This is a genomic window from Luteibacter sp. W1I16 (assembly GCF_050434905.1).
In the GTDB taxonomy this organism is placed as follows: Bacteria; Pseudomonadota; Gammaproteobacteria; order Xanthomonadales; family Rhodanobacteraceae; genus Luteibacter.
Window position 1 is genome coordinate 2,602,352 of the sequence record NZ_JBNDJJ010000001.1, and the last position, 24,773, is coordinate 2,627,124.

17 protein-coding genes, 1 pseudogene and 1 riboswitch are annotated in these 24,773 nt (G+C 66.9%); of the genes and pseudogenes, 9 read left to right on the top strand and 9 right to left on the bottom strand.

What is annotated here, in order from left to right; genetic code table 11:
- Positions 1 to 85: 85 nt before the first annotated feature.
- Positions 86 to 297, bottom strand: a riboswitch (cobalamin riboswitch).
- A gap of 145 nt (positions 298 to 442) precedes the next feature.
- Positions 443 to 2,377: a response regulator gene (locus QFZ41_RS11460; RefSeq protein WP_429198894.1), complete on the top strand. Its 1,935-nt coding sequence runs from the start codon at positions 443 to 445 to the stop codon at positions 2,375 to 2,377.
- Positions 2,378 to 2,483: 106 nt separating this feature from the next.
- On the opposite strand, the gene QFZ41_RS11465 is transcribed toward QFZ41_RS11460, so the two are convergent.
- Entirely contained in the window at positions 2,484 to 3,392 is a 909-nt protein-coding gene (locus QFZ41_RS11465; RefSeq protein WP_429198895.1) for an SDR family oxidoreductase, read from the bottom strand.
- 71 nt (positions 3,393 to 3,463) lie between these two features.
- Complete coding sequence (locus QFZ41_RS11470; RefSeq protein WP_429198896.1) at positions 3,464 to 3,910, bottom strand: DUF2501 domain-containing protein; 447 nt, start codon at positions 3,908 to 3,910, stop codon at positions 3,464 to 3,466.
- A gap of 113 nt (positions 3,911 to 4,023) precedes the next feature.
- Between QFZ41_RS11470 and QFZ41_RS11475 the strand changes: the two genes are divergently transcribed.
- From QFZ41_RS11475 to QFZ41_RS11490, 4 genes and pseudogenes are all read left to right on the top strand, one after another.
- Entirely contained in the window at positions 4,024 to 6,573 is a 2,550-nt protein-coding gene (locus QFZ41_RS11475; RefSeq protein WP_429198897.1) for a family 78 glycoside hydrolase catalytic domain, read from the top strand.
- Positions 6,574 to 6,652: 79 nt separating this feature from the next.
- Complete coding sequence (locus QFZ41_RS11480; RefSeq protein ID WP_429198898.1) at positions 6,653 to 8,341, top strand: methyl-accepting chemotaxis protein; 1,689 nt, start codon at positions 6,653 to 6,655, stop codon at positions 8,339 to 8,341.
- A gap of 65 nt (positions 8,342 to 8,406) precedes the next feature.
- A pseudogene (locus tag QFZ41_RS11485) lies at positions 8,407 to 9,808 on the top strand (AMP-binding protein).
- Between the two features lie 89 nt (positions 9,809 to 9,897).
- The gene (locus QFZ41_RS11490; protein WP_429198899.1) at positions 9,898 to 12,357 is read left to right on the top strand and encodes a glucose/quinate/shikimate family membrane-bound PQQ-dependent dehydrogenase; all 2,460 of its coding nucleotides are present in this window, start codon (positions 9,898 to 9,900) and stop codon (positions 12,355 to 12,357) included.
- Positions 12,358 to 12,563: 206 nt separating this feature from the next.
- On the opposite strand, the gene QFZ41_RS11495 is transcribed toward QFZ41_RS11490, so the two are convergent.
- Positions 12,564 to 13,769, bottom strand: coding sequence for an MFS transporter (locus QFZ41_RS11495; RefSeq protein ID WP_429198900.1), 1,206 nt, complete (start codon positions 13,767 to 13,769; stop codon positions 12,564 to 12,566).
- Positions 13,770 to 13,848: 79 nt separating this feature from the next.
- Positions 13,849 to 14,352: a gluconokinase gene (locus QFZ41_RS11500; RefSeq protein WP_429198901.1), complete on the bottom strand. Its 504-nt coding sequence runs from the start codon at positions 14,350 to 14,352 to the stop codon at positions 13,849 to 13,851.
- An 86-nt stretch (positions 14,353 to 14,438) separates the two neighbouring features.
- On the opposite strand from QFZ41_RS11500, the gene ltaE reads away from it, so the two are divergent.
- On the top strand, positions 14,439 to 15,452 hold the full coding sequence (gene ltaE, locus QFZ41_RS11505) for a low-specificity L-threonine aldolase (RefSeq protein WP_429200220.1): 1,014 nt from the start codon (positions 14,439 to 14,441) through the stop codon (positions 15,450 to 15,452).
- Here ltaE and QFZ41_RS11510 read toward each other — a convergent pair.
- From QFZ41_RS11510 to QFZ41_RS11525, 4 genes are all read right to left on the bottom strand, one after another.
- Positions 15,446 to 16,261 (bottom strand): N-acetylmuramoyl-L-alanine amidase, encoded by an 816-nt coding sequence (locus tag QFZ41_RS11510; RefSeq protein ID WP_429198902.1) that lies wholly within the window; start codon positions 16,259 to 16,261, stop codon positions 15,446 to 15,448. The genes ltaE and QFZ41_RS11510 overlap by 7 nt on opposite strands.
- Positions 16,225 to 16,665: a hypothetical protein gene (locus tag QFZ41_RS11515; protein WP_429198903.1), complete on the bottom strand. Its 441-nt coding sequence runs from the start codon at positions 16,663 to 16,665 to the stop codon at positions 16,225 to 16,227. Before QFZ41_RS11515 ends, QFZ41_RS11510 begins: the two co-directional genes overlap by 37 nt.
- Positions 16,666 to 16,755: 90 nt before the next feature.
- A complete protein-coding gene (gene zapE / locus QFZ41_RS11520) occupies positions 16,756 to 17,868 on the bottom strand; it encodes a cell division protein ZapE (protein WP_429198904.1) in 1,113 nt (370 codons plus the stop codon).
- On the bottom strand, positions 17,865 to 18,563 hold the full coding sequence (locus QFZ41_RS11525; protein WP_429198905.1) for an alpha/beta hydrolase: 699 nt from the start codon (positions 18,561 to 18,563) through the stop codon (positions 17,865 to 17,867). The genes zapE and QFZ41_RS11525 overlap by 4 nt, the downstream gene beginning before the upstream one ends.
- Positions 18,564 to 18,611: 48 nt before the next feature.
- On the opposite strand from QFZ41_RS11525, the gene QFZ41_RS11530 reads away from it, so the two are divergent.
- On the top strand, positions 18,612 to 19,232 hold the full coding sequence (locus tag QFZ41_RS11530) for an ACP phosphodiesterase (protein WP_429198906.1): 621 nt from the start codon (positions 18,612 to 18,614) through the stop codon (positions 19,230 to 19,232).
- On the opposite strand, the gene QFZ41_RS11535 is transcribed toward QFZ41_RS11530, so the two are convergent.
- Positions 19,204 to 19,701, bottom strand: coding sequence for a c-type cytochrome (locus QFZ41_RS11535; protein WP_429200221.1), 498 nt, complete (start codon positions 19,699 to 19,701; stop codon positions 19,204 to 19,206). The genes QFZ41_RS11530 and QFZ41_RS11535 overlap by 29 nt on opposite strands.
- Before the next feature lie 366 nt (positions 19,702 to 20,067).
- On the opposite strand from QFZ41_RS11535, the gene QFZ41_RS11540 reads away from it, so the two are divergent.
- Together QFZ41_RS11540 and QFZ41_RS11545 are read left to right on the top strand one after the other, a co-directional pair.
- Entirely contained in the window at positions 20,068 to 21,324 is a 1,257-nt protein-coding gene (locus QFZ41_RS11540) for an efflux RND transporter periplasmic adaptor subunit (protein ID WP_429198907.1), read from the top strand.
- 75 nt (positions 21,325 to 21,399) lie between these two features.
- Entirely contained in the window at positions 21,400 to 24,642 is a 3,243-nt protein-coding gene (locus QFZ41_RS11545; RefSeq protein WP_429198908.1) for an efflux RND transporter permease subunit, read from the top strand.
- Positions 24,643 to 24,773 lie beyond the last annotated feature (131 nt).

A 24,773-nucleotide genomic window follows, 5' to 3' on the forward strand; every position in this document is an offset into this window, starting at 1 on the left:
GGGAAAGGCCGGGACGGAGCCCGCCCAAGGCGGCTCCGGTCCGCGACGTGCTTCCCCGCGGAAGCCGTCACCACAATCGATACCGATCAGGTACCGACTGTTGGCAGGTCTTCGGACTCGTGGACGAGGGCCTTGGAGGCCCGGCCTACCCGTCGCTTCCCAGTCGCCGAGGACCAGTGCATAGAACGGGATCGTTTCCACTTACCGCTGCGGGGCAGTTCCGGATTCGCACCGGATTCCCTATTAAGTCCGACGGGCAGTCGCGCCTCTCCGGACACCAACGGGACACACGATATAGGCGATCCCATGGGCGGTCAACACAAGATGTGGTGTAAACGACGCAACTGCCGGTTCGTTCAGGACTTGTGAAGGCGTTCTACACAAAGTGCATGAACCCACGACGATAAACTCCGCTCCCCACCCCGGATCAATCACAGGCTCGATGCCCTCACCATTCGCATTGCAGGACAATGAACTGATCGCCCGGGCGTTCGACGCCGCGCCTTACGGCCTCGCCGCCCTTTCTCCCAAGGGTGAACTCCTGTACGCCAATGCCTGGGCCAGGGCTCGCCTGCCTGATGGCGAATTCCTGGCCATCTGGAACCCTGCCGGCCGGACCTGGTTCGAGGCGGAATTGCCGAACCTGGCCGCGAGCGGCATGCGTACCGCGGAACTGAGCTCCGTCGACGGATCGCCCTGGCGCGTGTGCATGGAACGCTGGGATGGGACGGCCATCGTGTCGATGCAGCCGGCCGCCGAGGAAGACCAGGGCTGGCGCAGCGCCGGAGGCGGCCCCGGGCTCGCGCTCGACCTGACCCAGGACCAGTTGCGCCAAGCGCAGAAAATGGACGCGATCGGCAAGTTGACCGGCGGCGTCGCCCACGATTTCAATAATCTCCTGCAGGTGATCAGCGGAAACCTGCAGCTTCTCGCGTCCGACGTGGCCGGCAATGCACGCGCCGAACGGCGTCTCTCCAACGCGATGGCCGGCGTGACACGCGGCAGCAAGCTGGCCGCGCAACTGCTCGCCTTCGGCCGGCGCCAGCCACTGGCACCGAAGGTCGTGAACGTCGGGCGCTTCATCCGCGACATGGATGAACTGCTGCGCCGCGCGCTGGGCGAGGCGATCGAGATCGAGACGGTGGTCGCCGGCGGCCTGTGGAACACGCTGGTCGACCCAGGCAACGTCGAAAACGCGCTGCTCAACCTGGCGCTCAACGCGCGCGACGCGATGGACGGACGTGGCAAGCTCACCATCGAGGCAGGCAACGCCTTGCTCGACAGTGCCTACGCGTCCGCCCACGGCGACCTGCGTCCCGGCCAGTACGTGATGATCGCCGTGACCGATACCGGCGGCGGCATCCCTCCGGAGATCATCGACCAGGTGTTCGAGCCGTTCTTCACCACCAAGCCGGAAGGACGCGGTACCGGGCTCGGCCTCTCGATGGTCTACGGCTTCGTGAAGCAGTCCGGCGGCCACGTGAAGATATACAGCGAGCCCGGCGAAGGCACCACGGTGAAGATCTACCTGCCACGCTGCGTGCAGAGCGAAGACCGCCTCGTGGATATCGACGAGGAAGCCGTGCGTGGCGGCGACGAGACGATCCTCGTCGTGGAAGACGACGACGCGGTCCGCGAAACGGTCGTCGGCATGCTCGGCGATCTCGGCTACCGCGTGCTGAAGGCGCGCGATGCATCCAGTGCGCTGTCGATCGTGGAAAGCGGCATCGCGATCGACCTGCTATTCACCGACGTGGTGATGCCCGGCACGTTGCGCAGCCCGGAGCTGGCGCGCAAGGCGATGGAACGGCAGCCGGGCATCGCGGTGCTGTTCACCTCGGGCTACACCGAGAACGCCATCGTGCACGGCGGCCGCCTCGACGAAGGCGTGGAATTGTTGAGCAAGCCGTATACGAAGGAGCAACTGGCACGGCGCGTGCGGCACATGCTGGCCGCGCGCGTGCCGCGCCCGACGGCGGAGATCGCGCCCGCGCCGATGGCGGGAGCGTCGCCGGCGCCCTCGGCATCGTTGCGTGTGCTGGTGGTCGAGGACGACGCGCTGATACGGATGTCCATCTGCGAGATGCTGGAAAGCCGCGGGCACGTCGCGTTCGAGGCCGGCGATGGCAACGAGGCCTTGCGTCTGCACGTCTCCGAGCCGATCGATGTGCTTCTCGCGGATGTCGGACTACCGGGGATGAATGGCGTGGATCTGGCGGAGCGGTTACGCGAAACGCAGCCTGGCCTGCCGGTGATCTATGCCACCGGCGACCACACGGCGAACGGCGTGGAGTGCGACGCGCGCACGCGGATCATCGTGAAGCCGTACGGGGTGGCCGACCTGATGGATGCGATCGGGCGGATCATGGGCCGGTAGAGCATCGCCGGCCAGCCGGCTTCCCACCAGAGCCGGAGGCATCCCCGCTCTGGTGGGAAGCCGGCTCGCCGGCGATACGGCCCGCCTCACGGCAACATCTGCCACGTCACGGCAACATATGCCCGCCCGTCACCCCATACGTCTCCCCGGTGATGAAGCTCGCCTCCTGGCTCGCCAGCAGCACGTAGACCGGCGCGCACTCCACCGGCTGCCCGGGTCGCTTCAGGGGAACGTTCTTGCCAAATTCCACCACCTTCTCCTGCGGTTGCCCGCCGCTGGGTTGCAGCGGCGTCCACACCGGCCCCGGCGCCACCGCGTTCACGCGAATGCCCTTTTCCGCCGCCTGCTTGGCCAGCGCCTTGGTGAACGCCACGATCGCGGCCTTGGTCGGCGCGTAATCCAGCAGGATGTCCGACGGTTCGTAGGCCTGGATCGAGGCCGTGTTGAGGATGGCCGCGCCCGGCGGCATATGCGGCAGGGCCGCCTTGGTCAGCCAGAACATGGCGAAGACATTGGTGCGGAACGTCGCCTCGAATGCGGCGCTATCCAGCTCGTCGATCGACTTCGCGTACTGTTGCCGGCCGGCGATGTTGGCCAGGATATCCAGGCCGCCGAGCTCCTTCACGGCCCTCGCGACGAGGTCCTTGCAGAACGCCTCGTCCTTCAGGTCGCCAGGCATGCCCACGACGGTGTGACCCTCGCCGGTGAGCAAGGCGATGACCTCGTCGGCATCCTTCTGTTCCGAGGGCAGGTAGTTGATCACGACGTCCGCGCCCTCGCGTGCGAAGGCGATGGCCGCCGCACGCCCGATACCGGAATCGCCGCCGGTCACCAGCGCCTTGCGGCCCTTGAGGCGGCCGTTGCCGCGGTAACTGGTCTCGCCGTGGTCCGGCTTGGGCACCATTTCCCTGGCCAGGCCCGGCGCGGGCTGCGGCTGCTTTGAAAAATCAGGCTGCGGATACTGGGTGCGCGGGTCGCGCATGGCGTACGGATCGTTCTTGGCTGGATTGGCCATGGGAGGGTCCTCATCGGTGGTGAGGCCCTCAGGTTTACGGGCCGGGGTGTCCATACCCCGTCCACGTCATGTCACTTCCCCATGCCGACCATCTTCTTGCCCTGCTTCAGCACGGCGTCGCACGCCTTGCGGGTGAGCTGGGCCTTGAGGTCGCCGGCGCCGGCCGCGCCCGAGCCGCCGCCGGAAAGATCCAGGGTCTTGCCGTCGCTGGACTTCAGAAGGCCCTTCGCGCCGTCGAGGTAACCCTTGTCCTGCGTGGGGGCGGGCGTGGACGGGGTGGCCTGGCCACCGAGCTTGCCCAGCAGCTGGTCCTTCACGCCGGCCGCGCCGCTTTCGCCACCGAGGTAGTTGTTGCTCATGCAGTACTGCAAGATACCGGCGGCGTTGCCCATGCTGCCTGATGCGAGCGAGCCGCCACCGCCGCCCATCATGCCTTTCAGGCTGTCCAGTTGCATGGCGGAGGCCGAAGTGGCGGCGAGCGTGGTGGCGAGCGCGATACCGGCGATCAGGGTCTTCATGACATGGCTCCGGGGAATTCGAGGTGGGGAAGGGATAAACCTTGATGCGTTAGATGGATGTAAGGACGGCTGGCCGATATGCTCCCTCGCGTCCTGCGCCAAAGGAAGATCCATTGCCCATTCGCACTTACGCCGCTTGTGTCCTTCTGTTCGCCGCACCGCTCACGCGTGCTTCCGTCAGCCTCACCACGCCGCGTGTCGAACGCACCGACACGCCCGGTTACGTCGACGTGGCCAGGCCCCGGTTCTCTTGGATCGTGCACAGCGACACCGGTGGCACCGTCCAGACGGGCTATCGCATCGTGGTGACGCATGGAGGCGAGACGGTATGGAACAGTGGCGATGTCGCTGGTGCGCGGCCGTTCGACATCGACTACGCCGGTCCTTCGTTGGCTCCCGGCGAACGCTATGAATGGCGTGCGGATGTCCATACCTCCCAGGGCGATGCCAGCGTGGCTTCGCATTTCGACACGGCGCTGGACGAGGCCGGATGGCACGGCGCGCGATGGATCGGCAAGGGTGACGACACGCTTCCCGCGCCGCTGCTCCGCAAGACCTTCCACGTCGACGGGGGCGTGGCGCGCGCGACGTTGTACATCGCCGCCGGCGGTTATGCCGACCTGACGATCGATGGCAAGCCGGTGAGCGATGCGGTGCTTGGTCCAGGCTTCACCGACTACGGAAAGCGCGTGGAGGTAGTGGCGAACGAGATCGCCCTCGCGCCCGGCGAGCACACGCTCGGTGCGGAACTGGGCCGCGGCTTCCATGGACTCACCAACCCGAATGTATGGCACTGGGAGCGGGCGCCGTGGCATGGACGTCCACGGATGCGCGCGTTGTTGCTCATCCGCTATCGGGACGGCCGCATCGGGCACGTCGTCAGCGATGCGAGCTGGCGCGTGGCCGACGGGCCGACCCGGCTGGACGACCTCTACGGCGGCGAGGAATACGACGCGCGTCTCGCCACGCCACGCACATGGTCCCCCGCGTCGGAGCTGCCGGCACCGGCCGGAAAACTCGTCGCCCAGACCGAGCAACCGATCCGCGTGGTGGAGACCGTGGCCGCCTCGTCCGTCACCGAGCCCGTGCCGGGCACCTACGTGTTCGCGTTTCCGCGCGTCATGGCGGGATGGGCGAGCTTCGACGTGAGCGGTCCCGCGGGCACGACGATCGTCGCGCGCTACGGGGAAAAGCTTCTTCCGGACGGCACCGTCGACGCACGCGACGATCATCATTATTTCAAGCGGGGATTCCAGACCGACCGCCTGACGCTCGATGGCGGCCGGGTCCGCTGGCATCCTCGTTTTTCGTACAAGGGTTTTCGCTATGTGCAGGTACAGGGCTGGCCGGGTGGAAAGCCAGCCGTCGATGCGATCGCCGCGCAAGTGGTGCATACCGATGTCGCGGTGACGGGCCGCTTCGATAGCGACAACCCGTTGCTGAACTGGATCCACCGCGCGGCCGTCGACACGATGCTCAACAACCTGCATGGCCTTCCCACCGACACGCCGATGTACGAGAAGAACGGATGGACGGGCGACGGCATGCTCGGCGCGGAGATGTTCCTGCGCAACTTCGACGCGGATCGATTGCTGGCGAAGTGGCTGCGCGACATCGCCGATGCGCGCAACGCGCAAGGCGCACCCCTGCTCATCGCGCCGAATCCCGGTTGGGGCGACGTGCGCGCACCGACGTGGCACTCGGCGTACGTGTTCATCCCATGGTGGCTGTGGATGTACGCGGGGGACCGGAGGCCGATCGAGGAACACATCCAGGGCATTGCACGCTATGTGGCGATGGAGGATGCGCGTTCACCGGGCGGTATCGCCGATACGGAATTGGGCGATTGGGTCAGTCCGGAGACCGATCCGGGCGGGGAGAACGCGCCGGAGGACAAGCGCGTCGCCGCCACGGCGTATCTCTACGGCATGCAGCGCGCGACGGCGGCGATGCTGCGGCTTACCGGCGACACATCCGGCGCGGCCATCTTCGACACCCGCGCCGGAAAGGTACGCGAAGCGTTCAACGAGCGCTTCCTCGATCGCCCGGCCGCCCGTTATCGCGGCGAAGGCGATCAGGGCTACCGGCAGGCGCACAACCTGCTGGCGTTGAGCTTCGGCCTCGTGCCCGACGATCTGAAAGCGCGCGTGGCAGCCGGCGTGGCGGCCGACGCGAAGGCTCGCGGCGACCACCTGGATACCGGCGCGCTGGCGACCAAGCCGATCCTGCCGGTGCTGACCGCGACCGGCCACGCGGACGAGGCATGGGCCATCGCCACCCAGACCAGTTTCCCGAGCTGGGGTTTCTGGCGCGCCAACGGTGCGACCAGCCTCTGGGAACACTGGAAGCTCGCCTCGCGCTCCAGGGGCCATTATTTCCTCGGCACGATCGACGACTGGCTGTTCGGCGACGTGGCCGGCCTGCGGCCGCTGGAACCGGGCTGGCGGCGTTTCGAGGTGCGTCCGGCCCTCACGGCCTTTCTCGGCCAGGCCTCCGCCACGGTGATGACGCCCTATGGCGAAGCCTCCGTGGCGTGGCGCAAGGTGGCGGGGAAGGTCGAGGCCGATGTGGTGGTACCCGTCGGCGCGGAGGCGGTGGTGGCGCTGCCGGGGGCGCCCGAGAAGGTACTCGGATCGGGACGGCACACACTGACCGCCCGCTGAGCGTCTTCACATCGTCCTCGTAAAGTCCTGCCCCCCGGCGCCGATAAGTCCAGCACGGGGATTTTCGAGGGTGATGGGTATGTCGGCAGTGGAAAAATGGTTCGGTCGCACGCGGCTGAACACACGGGTGTGGATGGTGACGACCGTGGTCGTCGCCGGGCTGATGGCACAGACCATCATGGCGGGCATCGAAAGCCGCGGCGTGCAGATGAACGCACTCGAGGACACGCTCGAGCAGCACGTGACGGCGGCGATGTCGATCGCCGACGCCTACCATGCGCGCGCGGCGAAGGGCGAGTTGAGCGACCTGGAGGCGCGGGTGAACGCACTGCAGGACATCGAGGCGATGCGCTGGTCGAACAACAGCGGTTATGTGTTCGCGTTCGATTCGGCGCTGACGATGCGCATGCATCCGCTGCGCCGTGCCGAGATCGGCAAGAACATCCGCGACGATGCCGATGGCAAGGGCTTCCACCATTATGAGGCGATGCTCGCCACCGATACGAAGAACGGCCACGGCATGACCCGTTACACGCAGATCATGCCCAAGACCAAGGAGCTGAAAGACAAGATCAGCTTCTCGTCCTGGTACAAGCCGTGGGACCTGCATTTCGTCTCGGGCGCCTACTTCGATGCCATCGACGCCGCCTTCTACGCGCAGCTGAAGCGTGACCTGATCAAGTCGGGGCTTATCGCTCTGCTGGCGCTGGCGATCGTCTGGTTCTCGATGAGCAGCATCCGCACGAGCCTGGGTGGCGAGCCGCGCGACGCCGTGGAGATCGCCGGGCGCATCGCCGGTGGCGACCTGCGCGCCGACAGCGCGACCGCCTTCGCGCCGGAAAGCCTGCTGGGCGCGCTGGAGCGCATGCGCGGCACCCTCGCCTCGATCGTCACCGAGGTGCAGGAAAGCGCGCATGTCGTCTCCACCACCTCCGGTGAGATCGCGCGTGGTAACGACGATCTTTCGCAGCGCACGCAGGAACAGGCCTCCAGCCTGGAAGAAACCGCCGCGTCGATGGAAGAAATGACCGCGACGGTGAAGCAGAACGCCGAGAACGCCCTGGCCGCCGACCGCCTGTCGCGGCATGCGCGGGGCGCGGCGGAGAAGGGCGGCGCCGTGGTCGGCGAGGCCATGGAGGCGATGCGCCAGATCGGCGATTCCAGCCGTCGCATCGGTGACATCGTGGGCCTGATCGACGACATTGCCTTCCAGACCAACCTGCTGGCGTTGAACGCCGCCGTGGAAGCGGCGCGAGCGGGCGAGCAGGGCCGTGGCTTCGCCGTGGTGGCGGCGGAAGTGCGCCGTCTCGCGCAGTCCAGCGCATCGGCATCGCGCGAGATCAAGGGCCTCATCCTGGAAAGCGGCGAACGCGTGGATGCGGGCGCGGCGCTGGTCGAGCAATCGTCGGGTGCGCTGCGCGACATCGTCGACAGCGTGAAGAAGGTGACCGACATCGTCGCTGAGATCGCCGCGGCCAGTGCGGAACAGTCGTCCGGCGTCGACCAGGTGAACCTCGCCATCGCTCAGATCGACCAGGTGACGCAGGAGAACGCCGCGCTGGTGGAAGAGGCCGCCGCCGCCGCGAAATCCATGCAGGACCAGGCGAAATCGTTGCGCGACCAGGTGGCGTTCTTCACCGTGAACGACGAGTCGGCTGGCGCCGATAGCTCGCGCGTCATGGCCGGGCGCGCCGCGCACGACCTCAGCTTCGGCCACCGGCCGGCCTCCACGACGGCCGACGCCGCCGGCTGGACCGAGTTCGCCTGAGGAGCGGGGCACGTTCCCGGCGCACATTGTTTATCCTCAGGCGAAGCCCCAACGAGGACAAACACATGGACCACGCCGCGAGTTACGTGCACGGCGCGAGCCCCACGCCCCTGCTGGGCGAGACCGTCGGCGCGCTGCTCGATCGCGTCACCGCGCGTTGGCCGGACCGCCCCGCGCTGGTGGTACGCCAGCAAGGAATCCGCTGGACGTATCGGGAATTCCATGCCGAGGTCGAGCGCGTCGCCGCCGGCCTTCTCGCCCTCGGACTGGAACCCGGGGACCGCATCGGCATCTGGGCGCCGAACCGCGCGGAATGGGTGGTGGCGCAATTCGCAGCGCCGAAGGCGGGATTGATCCTGGTCAACATCAATCCCGCCTACCGATCGCATGAACTGGCGTACTCGCTGAACAAGGTGGGCTGCCGTGCCCTTATCCTGCCGCGCGCTTTCAAGTCGTCGCACTATCTGGACATCCTTCGCGGCCTCGCTCCCGAGCTGGAAAGCGCCTTGCCCGGCGGCTTGCGCGCGGCCGCGTTGCCCGACCTGCGCCACGTGATCCTGCTCAACGAAGAAGTAACGCCTGGCGCTGTACGCTGGCACGACATCGCCGCGGACGCCGCGGCGCGGACGCACCTCGCGGCGGTGGAGGCGCGGTTGTCGTTCGATGATGCGGTCAATATCCAGTTCACCTCCGGTACGACGGGCGCACCCAAGGGCGCGACGCTCACGCATCACAACATCGTCAACAACGGCTTCTTCATAGGAGAAGCCATGCGCCTCACCGAAGACGACCGTCTGTGCATTCCCGTGCCGTTCTACCATCGCCTACGGCATGACCGAGACCAGTCCCGTCAGTTTCCAGACCGTGCCGGACGATCCGCTGGAATTGCGCGTGTCCACGGTGGGGCGCATCCACCCGCACGTGGAAGTGAAGATCGTCGACGAGACGGGGCGCGTCGTTCCGCGAGGGACGACAGGTGAATTGCTGACACGCGGGTATTCCGTGATGCGCGGTTACTGGGGCGATGAGGCGAACACGCGGCAGGCGCTCGACGCGGCGCGATGGATGCATACGGGCGACCTCGCGGTGCTCGACGACGCGGGTTACTGCACGATCGTGGGCCGCCTGAAGGACATGATCATCCGTGGTGGTGAAAACATCTACCCGCGCGAAATCGAGGAATTCCTCTACGGCCACCCGGATATCCAGGATGTGCAGGTGTTGGGCGTACCGGACGACCGGCTGGGCGAGCAGGTATGCGCGTGGATCCGGTTGCGCGACGGGGCGACGGCCAGCGTGGGTTCGATCCAGGACTATTGCCGGAGGCACCTCGCCTATTTCAAGGTGCCGCACTATGTCCGTTTCGTCGACGGTTTTCCCATGACGGTGACCGGAAAGGTGCAGAAGTACCTGATGCGCGAGGCGATGGAAGCGGAACTGGCCGCCAGGGCTACGCCCGAAAGGTAGGCGTGGCGCTCGCCACTCTCCACCTGGGATTCACGCCACTCTCTCCACCCTAGCGGAGAGGGAGGACTCAGGACACCAGAGAGGCGCATGTGAATCGAGTCAGGAGACACCATCCCGCCACGCTGTTTACAGCGTTCCTCTTCGCCCTGTTCGGCGCAGCGACCCTGCTCGGCGGTATCCGCCTCGTCGGTCTGGGCGGCTCCGCCTATTACCTCGTCGCCGGTGCGGTCACCCTTGTGGTCGCGGCCCTGTTGCTGTTCCGCGTGCGGCTGGCCGTGCCCCTCTACGCGCTCCTGTTGATCGGCACCGCCGCATGGTCGGTGTGGGAAGTGCGTCTCGACTGGTGGCAACTGCTGCCACGTCTCGATGTGTGGTTCGCCCTCGGCCTGTGGCTCCTGCTGCCATGGCCACGCCGGGGACTCAACAGGGACAGCCTTTATGAAACCTCCCGGCATACCGGCGGCGGCTTCCTCTTCGTCTCGTTGCTGATCGTCGCGGCGGTGGGCATCGCGGGCGTCCTTCATTCCGATCACGACGTGCCGGGCGAGCTGCCGATGGCCGATGTCGCCGGGCCGCAAGGCGACCGTGCCGCGCGGCCCGACGGCGACTGGACCGATTACGGCGGTTCGCCGTTCGGCCAGCGCTATTCGCCATTGACACAGATCACCCCGGACAACGTGGGCCAGTTGCAAGTGGCCTGGAAGATCCAGACGGGCGATACGCCGGGACCGGACGATCCCACGGAAACGACGTCCGAGAACACGCCGCTGAAGATCGGCGATACCGTGTATCTGTGCACGCCGCACAGCCGCGTGATCGCGGTGGATGCGGCGACGGGGCAGAAGCGCTGGGAGTTCGATCCGAAGATCCAGAGCCCGGTCGGCTTCAAGCACTGGGAACACATGACCTGCCGGGGCGTGTCGTACCACGACGATGCCAGGTACGCGACCGCGACGATTCCCGCTCCGGCGACGACCGCGGCCGGTACCCCCGCGCCTGCCTCGACAGCCGCGGCCGCCGGGGCATCCACGGTCTCGGCGGCGTGCCCGCGCCGGTTGTTCCTGCCGACCGCCGACGCGCGCCTGATCGCGATCAACGCGGATTCCGGCCAACCCTGCACCGACTTCGGCGAACAGGGCACGGTGAACCTGCGCGCGAACATCGGGCCGTTCACGCCGGGCGGCTACTACTCCACCTCGCCGCCGGCGGTGACGAAAGACCTGGTGATCATCGGTGGCCATGTCACCGATAACGAATCCACCAACGAACCCTCCGGCGTGATCCGCGCCTACGACGTGCACGATGGCCGCCTCGTCTGGAACTGGGATCCCGGCAAGCCCGACGACACGGCGCCGATCGCGCCCGGCGAAACCTATACGCGCAATTCGCCGAATGTCTGGTCGCTCTTCAGCGTCGACGAGAACCTGGGCATCGTCTACCTGCCGATGGGTAACCAGACGCCAGACCAGTTCGGTGGCGGCCGCACGCCCACCTCGGAGAAATACAGCGCCGGCATCGTCGCGCTGGATGTCGCCACCGGCAAGGTGCGCTGGAACTACCAGTTCACCCATCACGATCTCTGGGACATGGACATCGGCGGGCAACCGACCCTGGTCGACCTGCAGACCGCCGACGGCATGAAGCCCGCGCTGGTCGCCTCCACGAAGCAGGGCAGCGTCTATGTGCTCGACCGGCGTGACGGCACGCCGATCGTTCCCATTCGCGAGGTGCCTCGTCCGCAAGGCGCCGTGGCGGGCGACCATACGGCGCCGACGCAGCCCCTGTCGGACCTGAACTTCGCGCCCCCGGACATCCGCGAGAAGGACATGTGGGGCACGACGCCGCTGGACCAGCTGTGGTGTCGCGTGCGGTTCCGTTCGCTGCGTTACGAAGGCATGTTCACGCCACCGTCGGAACAGGGATCGCTGGTTTTCCCGGGGAACTTCGGTGTCTTCGACTGGGGTGGCGTGTCCGTGGATCCCACGCGCCAGTTGATGTTGATCAACCCGAGTTACATGGCCTTCCAGTCGCGGCTGATTCCGAAGGAAGTGCTGGCCAAGATGGAGGTCGGTCCCGCCAAGAGCGAGACCGAGGGTGTGAAGAAGGCCGAAGGCATCCCGTACGGCATCGAGTTGTCGGCCTTCCTTTCGCCGCTGGGCATTCCTTGCCAGGCACCGCCATGGGGATACGTCGCAGGGGTGGATCTGCGCACCGGCAAGATGATGTGGCGGCACAAGAACGGCACCATCGTCGACAGCGCGCCGTTGCCTATCCCGATGCCGCTCGGCGTGCCGAGCCTCGGCGGCATGGTCACCACCGCCGGCGGCGTCACCTTCCTTTCCGGCACGCTGGATTACTACGTGCGCGGGTATGACGTGCGCACCGGGAAGAAACTGTGGGAGGCCCGTCTGCCGGCCGGCGGTCAGGCCACACCGATGACCTATGCGGACAAGGACGGTCGCCAATACCTCCTCGTGACGGCCGGCGGCCACGGCTCGCTCGGCACGAAGCAAGGCGATTGGGTGATCGCCTACGCGTTGCCCAGGTAGGGATGTTGGTAGGGATGTTCAGTTATGCGGAACCGACCCTGTGGGAGCCGACTTGGTGGGAGCCGACCTTGTCGGCGATCCCGCGGCAGCGGGCCAGGTCGAGGCAAGCACCCATCGCCGACAAGGTCGGCTCCCACCAGGTCGGCTCCACCAGGGTTTCGGTGGCCCTGGGTGCCTGTCTGAATGTTCCTAGCCCCGCTTCATGCCTAGCCCCGCTTGGGGCTGGGCAGCAGCGCGGCCAGCAAACCGATCAAGGGAAGGAAAGCACATACCTGGTACACCGCCTCGATGCCGATGTGGTCAGCCAGTTCGCCGAGCACCGCCGCGCCGAGGCCGCCCATGCCGAATGAGAAGCCGAAGAACAGGCCGGAGATCATCCCGACCCGGCCGGGCACCAGTTCCTGCGCGAAGACCACGATCGCGGGAAAGGCCGAGGCAAGAATCAGCCCGATCGCCACCGTGAGCGGTGCCGTCCAGAAAAGGCTGGCGTGCGGCAGCAGGAGGGTGAACGGCAGGGCGCCGAGGATCGAGAACCAGATCACCCGCTTGCGCCCGATGCGGTCGCCGACGGGGCCTCCGAGCACCGTTCCCACCGCCACCGCGCCGAGGAAGACGAACAGGTGGAACTGTGCGTTCTCCACCGACACGCCGAAGCGATGGATGAGGTAGAACGTGAAGTAGCTGGTCAGGCTGGCGAGGTAGACGTACTTCGAGAAGATCAGCGCGAGGAGCACGGCGATGCCGCGCCGTGCCTCACGCGATGGCGGGGCGAGTTGCGCGTGCTTGCCGCCGTTGTTCGTCAGGCGCGTCAAGCCATGGTGGCGATACCACTGGCCGACGTTCCACAGGATCGCGCAGGACAACAAGGCGAGCAGCGCGAAGAACGCGAGGCTCGATTGTCCCCAGCGCACGACCACCAGCGCCGCGGCGAGCGGACCGAGCGCCTGTCCTGCGTTGCCACCCACCTGGAACAGCGATTGCGCGAGGCCGTGGCGTCCACCGGACGCCATCCGCGCCACGCGCGACGACTCGGGATGGAACACCGACGAACCCATGCCCAGCAATGCCGCGCCCGCAAGCAGCAACGGATAGGCGTGCGCCTTGGACAACACGAGCAGGCCGAACAACGAGAACAGCGTGCCACCGGGGAGCGCGAGCGGCGTCGGGCGCCGGTCGGCGTAAAGCCCGATGAGTGGCTGCAGGATGGACGCGGTCATCTGGTACGTGAGGGTGATGAGCCCGATCTGGCCGAAGTCGAGCTGGAAGTCGCTCTTGAGGCCGGGATAGATCGCTGGAAGCAGCGACTGCATCATGTCGTTGAGCAGGTGGCAAAAGCTGATCGCGAAGATCACGCCAAAGACGGTCGTGTCCGCACGGCGGCCGTCCAGCGCCGCGTCGACGGGGGCTTGCATGGGCTTTCCTGGGGGGAGGGGAGCGAATATGAGAACACGAGCGGGACGAGGCGGCCACTGCCGGCGTGACATGGCGACCCTACGAGCAGGGCCCGTGGCAATCCGCGCGGATGATGCACTCGACGAGTTCCGCCGGCGGTTTGCCGATGTCGACGCGCATGGCCTCGGCCTCGTCCGGTTCTTCCAGCGTGGCCAGTTGGCTGTCGAGGAGCGCCGGGTCGAAGAAGTGCCCGGCGCGGTGGCCGAGTCGTTCGGCCAGCAGTTCGCGCGAACCGCGCAGGTAGACGAACTTCACGTCGTCGTGTCCGTCTCGCAAGAAATCGCGGTAGCGTCGCTTCAGGGCGGAGCACGCCAGCACCAGCGACCCGCCGTCGCGGCGGTGACGGTCCATCTCCGCCACGATGGCCGCGAGCCACGGCTGACGGTCCGTGTCGTCGAGCGGTATGCCTTGCGCCATCTTGTCGCGGTTGGCCTGGGGATGCAGGTGGTCGCCGTCGACGAAGGGCTGGCCCAGCCGCGCGGCCAGGTCTGCGCCTATCGTGCTCTTGCCACTGCCGGAGACGCCCATGACGATCGTGATCATGCGCCAAAGCATGCCGTCTTCAGGGCCACGGAATCGTGAACGGCATCGCGTACCATCGTTGGCTGGCCACCTCCGACCCCGAGCCCATGGAAATCGTCGACCTGCGCAGCGATACCGTCACCCGTCCCACCGACGCCATGCGCGAGGCGATGTCGCGCGCACCGGTCGGAGACGACGTGTACGGCGAGGATCCCACCGTCAACGCGTTGCAGGACCGCCTCGCGGCCGACCTGGGCTTCGCCGCGGCCTTGTTCGTGCCCACCGGCACCCAGAGCAACCTGCTCGCGCTGATGAGCCACTGCGAGCGCGGGGACGAATACATCGTGGGGGCGGACGCGCACACCTATCGCTTCGAGGGTGGTGGCGCCGCCGTGCTGGGTTCGATCCAGCCACAACCGATCCCGCAGGAAGCCGACGGTACCTTGCCATTGGACAAGGTCGAGGCATCGATCAAGCCGATCGATCCGCACTTCGCCCGCTCGCGCTTGCTGGCGCTGGAAAACACCTGGCACGGCCGGGTCCTTCCGTTCGATTACCTGGCCCGTGCGCGCGAACTGGCGACACGCCGAGGCCTCGGACTACACCTGGACGGTGCGCGTCTCTACAACGCGGCGATCGCATACGGCCGCCCTGCTCGTGAAGCGGTGGCGGGTTTCGACAGCGTGTCCGTGTGCCTGTCCAAGGGCCTGGGCGCGCCGGTGGGGTCGGTGTTGCTAGGCAGCGTGGCTCTCATCGACCGCGCGCGGCGCTGGCGCAAGGTCGCCGGCGGTGGCTGGCGGCAGGCCGGCATGCTGGCCGCGGCGGCGATGCATGCGCTCGACCACCACGTCGAACGCCTGGCCGACGACCACGCGCGCGCCACCCGCCTGGCGAACGGCTTGCGCGCCATCGACGGCCTGGAGGTCAAGGGCTGCCACACGAACATGGTCTTCGTCGACGTGCCGTCCGCGCGGTTGAAGGATCTCGCCGCGCACATGACGACGCATGGCATACGCCTGAGCATCGGCTATCTTCCGTCGATCCGGCTGGTGACGCACCTGGACATCGACGACGCGGCGGTCGAGCGGACGATCGCCGCGTTCGCATCGTTCGGCTATTGACGCGGCGCCATCAGCTTGCGTTGCAGCGAGTAGAGGATGGCGGCATCGGTGGCATCCAGCGTCTCGGTTTCCATGGCTCGGTAGTGGCGATGGAAGGCGATGATCGCATTGCGCGGATTCGACACGTCGTACCCGACCAGGCGCATGGCGGCGAGGCTGTCGAATCCGGGCGGCGCCGGCATCGGATTCGCCTCCGGCCATAGGCCGAAACCGTATCGGGCGAGCGTCGCCCATGGGAATTGCGCGCTGGGATCATTCTTGCGGCCGGGCGCGATGTCGCCATGACCCACCACCGCCTCGCGCGGAATGCCCAGACGCGAGGTGAGATCGGCGAGCAGGTTGATCAGAGCCTGTATCTGCGGCTGCGTGAACGGAGACTCGCCATCGTTGTCGATCTCGATGCCGATGGACGACGAGTTCAGGTCCGTCATGTCACCCCATCGCGCGGCTCCGGCGTGCCACGCACGGTCGTTGTCGTCGACGAGCTGGTCGATCCGGCCATCGGCCTCGACCAGGTAGTGCGCGCTCACCTGGCCTTCGCTGTTGCGCGTGCTGAGCACGCGAAGGGCTTCCCTGGCGTTACCGATCGACGTGTGATGCAACACGATGACTTGCGCCTTGCGCGCGTTGAAGTTGGGCGACGGCACCCAGTGGGCGAGGGCGCTGCGCTGAGGTGGCACGCGCGGCGCGGTGGCGCACCCGGCGAGGCAGGCCATCAGGAGCACGACCGCCGCGAGGCGGATGCGCCCGGCGGCGGTGGCCCCCGTCCGCGTCATTCGACGCGGAAGTCGCTGCTGGTGATGACCCATGCGATTTCCTCACCCACGTCCCCGGTGTCTTCCCGGGATGCCACCACGATCTGGAGGTCGAGGCAATCGTGCCCTTCGGAGAGCCACTCGGTCTTCTCCAGCGCCATGCCCGATTTCTTCAGCGCCGCGTGCAGGGCGGGCAGGGTCGTGGCGAGCAGTTCCGTGCCCTCGTGCGTGAGCTGGCCGCCCAGCACCTCGATGTCGCACAGCTTGTCGTCGAGGAAGCGCAGCCGCAGCCATTCGTCGCCGGCGGCGTCGGTGTATTCGTCCTCGTCGTCCCACATGTTTTCGCCGCCGGCCTTCCAGCCGAGCGTGTCGCGAAGTTTCTTTCGCGGCATGCCGAAGAAGATGTCGGTGTCGCCGCGGCGGATGCCGCGGCCCGGGACCAGCTCGCAATGTTCCATGGCGTACCTCGTCAGATGGCGCGGGAGACCCGCCGGTGAAGCATGGCGGACCGGCGATACGGCCGGCCAGCCGGTCCTGTCCGTGCCGTATCAGGGTTTATGGTCACGGCCGAGGTAGTCCTCGCTCTGCATTTCGATGAGCCGCGATTCGGTGCGGCCGAACTCGGCGCGGACCTTGCTTCCATCGTAGAGCTCCGTGATCGGCGCGGCCGCGGAGAGTACCAGTTTCACCTGGCGGTCGTAGAACTCGTCCACCAGCAGCACGAAGCGTTTGGCCTCGTTCTCGGAGTACACGGTGAACTGCGGCACGTTGGAAAGGATCACGGCCGGATACGCCTTCGCCAGCTCGATGTAGTCGGCGACGGCGCGCGGGCCTTCGCAGAGCGCGGCGAAGTCGAACCAAACGATGTTGTCCGCGCGCTTGCGCACCGGTACGTCACGGCCGTTGAGCGTGATCGCGCCGCCTTCCGCCACGTCGCCCTGCGCCTGGCCCGTGAAGATCTTCGCCAGCGAGCGCTCCGCTTCGGCGCCGGGCGGCACGAGGTACACCGGCGCTTGGCTCAGCGCGCGCAGCCGCCAGTCGTGCGGCGAGACCATCTCGTGGACGACACAGTGCTTTTCGATGGCGGCGATGGCCGGCAGGAACCGCGCGCGTTGCAGGCCGTCCTTGTAGAGGCCTTTCGGGGGCGTGTTCGAGGTGGTGACCAGGGTGACGCCACGCGCGAACAGGCCGTCGAGCAGGCCGGCCAGGATCATGGCGTCGCCGATATCGGAGACGAGGAATTCGTCCAGGCACAACACGCGGCACTTCGCCGCGAGGCGCTCGGCCACCTCGTCGAGCGGGTTCTGCCGTTCGCCGAGTTCGCGCAACATGCCATGCACCTCCAGCATGAAGCGGTGGAAATGCCGGCGCAGGGCGAGGCCCGGGGCGAGGCTGGAGACGAACAGGTCCATCAGGAAGGTCTTGCCGCGGCCGACGCTGCCCCAGAGGTACAGGCCGCTCACGGCCGCGCGCGGCTCATTGCCGAGCATGCTGCGCAGGCGGCCGAACAAGCCCCCACTGGCCGGCTCCGGCGCGCAGAGCGCCGCGTGCAGGCGGTCGAACTCGGCGATGACCGGCAACTGTGCCGGGTCCGACTCCCAACGATGTCCTGCGATGCCGTCCCGGTAGCGTTCGCCGGGCGTCGATTCCGTGCAGTTCATGCAGCGCGGGGCCCGGGCAGCCAGTTCTTCACGCCATTCTTGATGACGCCGCGCAGGTCCATGAGGCGGCGATGGAAGAAGTGGCTGGTGTCCTCCATTCTCACCAGTTGCGGGCGGGCCTCTTCCGGCAGGCTGTCGATCCAGTCGTAGACGGCCTGGGGTTCGACGATCTCGTCGGCGTCGCCCATCACCACCAGCCAGTGGCCCGTAGGCAGTTCCACCTGTGAAAAATCCCAGCCGCGTCCCGCCACGGGCGGCGCGACGCTGATCACGGCATCGGCCCCGAGGTGGACGGCGTTACGCAGGGTCACGTAGCTGCCGAAGGAAAATCCCGCCAGCCACAGGGCGGCACCGGGACGGACCTTGCGCGCCCAGGCGACCACCGCGGCGAGATCGTCGCTTTCCCCGTTGCCGCTGTCGAACGCGCCTTCCGACCGGCCCACGCTACGGAAATTGAAGATGACCGTGTCCATGCCGGACTCGCGCAGCGAGCGCTCGATCATGGTCACCACCTTGTTGTGCATGCTGCCGCCGTCCGTGGACAGCGGATGGCAGATCACGGCGATGCCGTGACGGGCCACGTCGGCGGTGGCGGCCTTGGCTTCGCATTCGAGCTTGCCCGCCGGGCCTGCGAGCGCGAAGCTCATGCTCTCGTCCGGAAAGTGATCCGGCGCTGTAGGTAGAAGTTCGCTCATGCTCTCCATGATACCCGCTGGCTGGATGGTTCGCGGCGAAGGCCGGCGATGAACGTCCTCGCACACGCCTTGTTGGCGGGCGACGACGCGGCCTTGCGCCTGGGCGGCATCATGGGCGACTTCGTCCACGGAACGCCCGATCCGGCCATTCCCGAACGGGTCCGCCAGGGTATCCACCTGCACCGGGCGATCGACAGCTTCACCGACAGCCACGACGAGGTCCGCGCGGCCCGCGAGCGCCTGCCCGCGCCGTTCCGGCGCTACGCGGGGATACTCCTCGACATGTGGTTCGACCATTGCCTGGCACGCGATTTCACACGTTGGTCCGCGATGCCGCTGGAGGACTTCTCCACGAACCTGCGCACGGAGTTGCACGCCGCCGGTCCGTTGTTGCCCGAGTCGCTGAAGCGGTTCCTCGGTTACATGGACGCCAACGGCCTTCCGGCGGGATATGCACGGGCCGAGGCCATCGCCAAGGCCTTGCGCGGCATCTCGCAACGGTTATCGCGGGCCAACCCGGTCGGCGACGCGATGCCGCTGCTGATGGCGCAGGACGCCATGTTGCAGGAGACGTTCGAACGGTTCTTCCCGCAGTTGCGGCGCTTCGCGGCGGAATGGGCGGGACATGTCCCGCCGCCGCTCACTTGGCCTGGTCGACCATCCACTTGACCGTGTTGCCGACCTGCTCGTCGGTCAGGGCCGGGTTGCCGCCCTTGGCCGGCATGTGGTTGCCGTCCGGACCGGTGTAGCCCTCGATCGCGTGCTTGGTGAGGGTGGCGATGCCCTCGGCGATGCGCGCGGACCATGCGGCCTTGTCGCCGAGCTTCGGCGCGCCGGCCACGCCAGCCGTATGGCAGCTGTGGCACAGGTTGTCGTAGATGGTCTTGCCGTCGGTGCTGCCACCATAGGCGACTTGCGAGGCGGCGGCCTTCGCCGCGGCTTCCTGGGCGGCCAGCATCGCGGCGCGGCCGGTGTCGCCGGCATAGACGCCACCCACCGGGGCGATCCGGGCCTCGGTGCGCTTGGCGACGGCCGGGTCCTGATCCTTTGGGATGTTGCTATAGATGGTATAGGCGATAACCATCAGGACGAGGGCCAGGACACTGAGGCCGGCGGTCAGCCACGAGAACTGACGCATGAAGTTCTGGTCGGACTTGCTCGGAGAACCGCTCACGCATTGACTCCACTGATTTGGGTGTGCCGTCCCCTCCCCGGGATCCGGCGTGCCTGCCGGCCGCAAATGCGGCGTCGAATTTCGCGAGTATAACGGAACCTCCGCGGGAGTCAGCGGTCTGCATGCCCGTGCCGTGCCAGGGGACCGGCGGGGAGACGTGCCGTCAGTCATGCTGTACCCCTGTCAACCGGCATTGTTCAATGCCGTTCACCTACACCTATATTGGCGCCGTCGGGTTTTCACCTTTTGGGGGTATAAACCCCCGTGGCGCACGGCGCGCCGGTCGGACCAGGTACCCCCGTCCGGTCATTCATCCTGGGAGTGTTTTGCATGTCGCGTTTTTGGAAGATCGCGCTGGCCGTCATCGTGGTTCTGGTGATCGCGGGCATATTCGTCGTTCCCCGGCTGCGCCACGCCGAGGGCGCGAACGCAGCCCAGACCCAGGGAGGCAAGGCCAATGGAGAGGGCCAGGGGAAGGACCAGCCGCCCGTGCCGGTCACGGTCGTGCCCGTCGCCAGCCAGGATGTGCCCGTCTACCTCACCGCCACCGGTACCGCCCAGGCACGTAATTCCGTGGTGGTGCGCCCGCAGGTCGCCGGCCAGCTGATGAAGCTCAACTTCCAGGAAGGCCAGGAAGTGAAGCAGGGCGATGTCATCGCCGAGATCGACCCCCGCACCATCCAGTCGCAGTACGACCAGTCGGTCGCCAAGCTGCGCCAGGACCAGGCCGCCGCGGCCACCGCCAAGAACAACCTCGAGCGTTCGCAGAACCTGGTCAGCAAGGGCGGCCAGCAGTATGTCTCCAAGCAGGACCTGGACAACCTCAAGAACACCCTCGACCAGGCCCTCGCCACCGTCGTCGCGGACCAGGCTTCCATCCGCGCCTCGCAGGTGCAGCTGGGCTTCACCAAGGTGATCGCTCCGATCGATGGCCTCGCGGGTATTCGTGCCGTCGACGTGGGCAACATCGTCGCCACCACGGACTCGATCGTCACGCTGACCGAGGTCCATCCGATCTACGTTTCGTTCAACCTGCCCGAGAAGAACCTCGACCTCGTTCGTTCCTCCATGCGCGAGGAAGGCGCCACGCCGCTCGAGGTCGCCGCGCTCGATCGCGTGGACGCGCACGTGGTGGCCACCGGCAAGCTCGACGTCATCGACAACACCATCGACACCACCACGGGCACGTTCCGCCTGCGCGCGCTGTTCGACAACACCAAGACCGAACTCTGGCCGGGCCAGTTCGTCAACGCGCGCGTTCGCGTGCGCACGGTGAAGAACGGCCTCGTCGTGCCCGCCCAGGCGGTGCAGCGCGGACCGGACGGCGACTACGTCTACCTCGTGCAGGGCGACAACACGGTCAAGATGCAAGCCGTGGAAACCGCGACCGAGGTGGGTGACAGCCACATGCTCATCAGCAAGGGCCTGAAGCTCGGCGACCGCGTGGTGACCGAGGGCCAGTTCCGCCTCAAGCCGGGCTCGAAGGTGCAGCCGCTGGCGCCGGGGCAGGTTCCCGCCGCGCCCACGGCCGAGGAGTTGAAGGCGAAGAAGGATCAGCAGGGCCGCCAGGGCGGACGCCGCGGCTGATAGCGCTTAGCGCGCGGCGTGTCCACGACGGACGCGCCGCCACGGATCGCAAGGTCCCGACACCAGGAATAGAACGTGGGTTTCTCGACACTCTTCATTCGCCGGCCGATCGCCACCTCGCTGTTGATGGTGGCGGTCCTTTTGCTCGGCATCCTCGGCTACCGGCAGTTGCCGGTGTCGGCGCTGCCGGAGATCGACGCGCCCAGCCTGGTCGTCACCACGCAGTACCCCGGTGCCAGCGCCACCACGATGGCGGCCCTCGTCACCACGCCGCTGGAACGTAACTTCGGCCAGATCTCCGGGCTGAACATGATGAGTTCGGACTCGTCGGCGGGCCTGTCGACGATCGTCCTGCAGTTCAACATGGACCGCGACATCGATATCGCCGCGCAGGACGTGCAGGCCGCCATCAACCAGGCGCGCGGCACGCTGCCGAACAACCTGCCGTACCCGCCCGTCTACAACCGCGTGAACCCGGCCGACGCGCCGATCATGACGCTGATGCTCACCTCGGACAGCCGTGCGCTGCGCGACGTGAACAACTTCGCCGACTCCATCCTCTCGCAGAAGCTCTCGCAGGTGCAGGGCGTCGGCCTGGTCTCCATCGCCGGCAACGTGCGTCCGGCCGTGCGCATCCAGGTGAATCCGGCCCAGCTGGCCAACCTTGGCCTGACCATGGAAGACGTGCGCAGCGCGCTGACCCAGGCCAACGTCAACGCGCCCAAGGGCACACTCAACGGCAAGACCCAGTCGTACAGCATCGGCACCAACGATCAGTTGGCCGATGCCGCCGAGTACAAGGGCACGATCATCAGCTACAAGAACGGCGCCCCCGTGCGCCTATCCGACGTGGCGAACGTGATCGATGGCGTCGAGAACGACCAGCTCGCCGCATGGGCGAACGGCAAGCCCGCCGTGCTGCTCGACATCCGCCGCCAGCCCGGCGCGAACATCGTGCAGACGGTGCAGCAGATCCGCCAGACGATTCCGGACCTGCAGAAGGTGCTTCCGGCCGACGTGCACCTGCAGGTGTTCTCCGATCGCACCATCACCATCCGCGCGTCGGTCGAAGACGTGCAGTTCACCCTGATCCTCACGATCTGCCTCGTCGTCGCGGTGATCTTCGTCTTCCTGCGCCGCCTGTGGGCCACGGTGATCCCGTCGGTGGCCGTGCCCCTGTCGCTGATGGGCACGTTCGGCGTGATGGCCTTCGCCGGCATGTCGCTGGACAACCTCTCGCTGATGGCGTTGGCGGTCGCGACCGGCTTCGTCGTCGACGACGCCATCGTGATGATCGAGAACATCGTCCGCTATATCGAGCAGGGGCAGGATGCCAAGACCGCCGCCGAGGTGGGCGCGAAGGAGATCGGCTTCACGGTGCTCTCGCTGACCGTCTCGCTGATCGCCGTGTTCCTGCCGCTGCTGCTGATGCCGGGCGTCACTGGCCGCCTGTTCCACGAGTTCGCCTGGGTGCTGACCATCGCCGTGGCGATCTCGATGCTGGTCTCGCTGACGCTCACGCCGATGATGTGCGCGTACCTGCTCAAGGCCGACCAGCTGCCGGACGCGGACGACGCCCACGAACACGCCGCGGCCGCCGGCAAGCACACCACCTGGTCGCGCATCGTCGACGGCTACGGCCGAAGCCTCGACTGGGTGCTCGCCCACCGCCCGTTGACGATGATCGTCGCGGCGCTCTCGGTGGCGCTCACGGTCGTCCTCTACATCGTGATCCCCAAGGGCTTGTTGCCCGAGCAGGACACCGGCCTCATCACCGCCGTCGTGCAGGCGGACCAGAACGTCGCCTTCCCGCAGATGGAGAAGCGCACGAAGGCCGTGGCCGACGCGCTCGGCAAGGACCCCGCCGTGTCCGGCGTGGCGGCGTTCATCGGCGCGGGCTCGGTCAATCCCACCCTCAACCAGGGACAGATTTCCCTGGTGCTGAAGGATCGCGGCGACCGTGACAGCCTCGACGAGGTGCTGCCGCGTCTGCAGGAAGCCGCCTCGCACATCGCCGGCGTGGCGCTGTACTTGAAGCCGGTGCAGGACGTGACGCTGGACAGCCAGGTGTCCGCCACCGAGTACCAGTACTCGCTGTCCGCCGTGGATTCGACCGCGCTGGCGGGTTACGCGCAGCAGATGACCTCGGCCTTGCGCAAGCGCGAGGAACTGGCCGATGTCGACAGCAACCTCGCCGACAAGGGCAACGCGCTGAAGCTCACGATCGATCGCGACAGCGCCAGCCGCCTCGGCGTGCCGGTGCAGACGATCGACGACACGCTGTACGACGCCTACGGGCAGCGGCAGATCTCCACGATCTTCACCCAGCTCAACCAGTACCGCGTGGTGCTGGAGGTCTCGCCGGAATACCGCACCAGCACCGACCTGCTGAACAAGCTCACCGTGCGCGGCAATGGCAACGGTGCCCTGACCGGCTCCAACGCCACCAGCTTCGGCCAGGTCGCCTCGAGCAACTCGGCCACGCCGGCGGGCATCGGCAACACCGGCAACGTCGGCTTCCAGGTCGGCGGTGGCGGCACCATTCCGCTGGCGGCGCTGGCCAGCGCCCAGATCACCAGCGCGCCACTGGTGGTCAGCCACCTGCAGCAGCTGCCAGCGGTGACGATCTCGTTCAACCTCGCACCCGGCTATTCGCTGTCGTCGGCGGTGGACGCGATCCATGAGGTGGAGAAGGAACTGAACTTCCCGCCGGAAGTGCGTGGACAGTTCATCGGCAAGGCCGCCGAGTTCTCGTCCTCGGTCGGTGACGAGGTGCTCCTGCTGCTGGCTTCGATCATCGTCATCTACATCGTGCTGGGCGTGCTCTACGAGAGCTACATCCACCCCCTGACGATCATCTCCACGCTGCCTCCGGCCGGCGTGGGCGCGCTGCTCGCCTTGCTCCTGTGCGGCATGAGCCTGTCCGTGGACGGCATCGTGGGCATCGTGCTGCTGATCGGCATCGTGAAGAAGAACGCGATCATGATGATCGACTTCGCCATCGAGGCGAAGCGAACGGGGCTGAACGCCACCGACGCCATCCGTCGTGCGTGTCTCCTGCGCTTCCGTCCGATCATGATGACCACGGCCGCGGCCCTGCTCGGTGCGCTGCCCCTGGCCCTGGGCAACGGCATCGGTTCGGAACTGCGCAAGCCGCTGGGCGTGTCGATCGTCGGCGGCCTGCTGCTCTCGCAGCTGGTCACGCTCTACACCACGCCGGTGATCTACCTCTACATGGAGCGTTTCTCGGACTGGCTGGCCGAACGCAAGCGACGACGCGCCCTGGCGCACGGCATCGAACCGCAAACCGCGGGCTGATGACGGATCGTCGATTTCCAGGGAAACACCCCCTTTTCGCCGGACGGTTCGCCGCCCGGCGAAACCTTTTTCCGGTTGGCGCGTTAGGCAAGGAATGCCCACTGCCATCCCGCTCCCCATGAGCCGCTTCG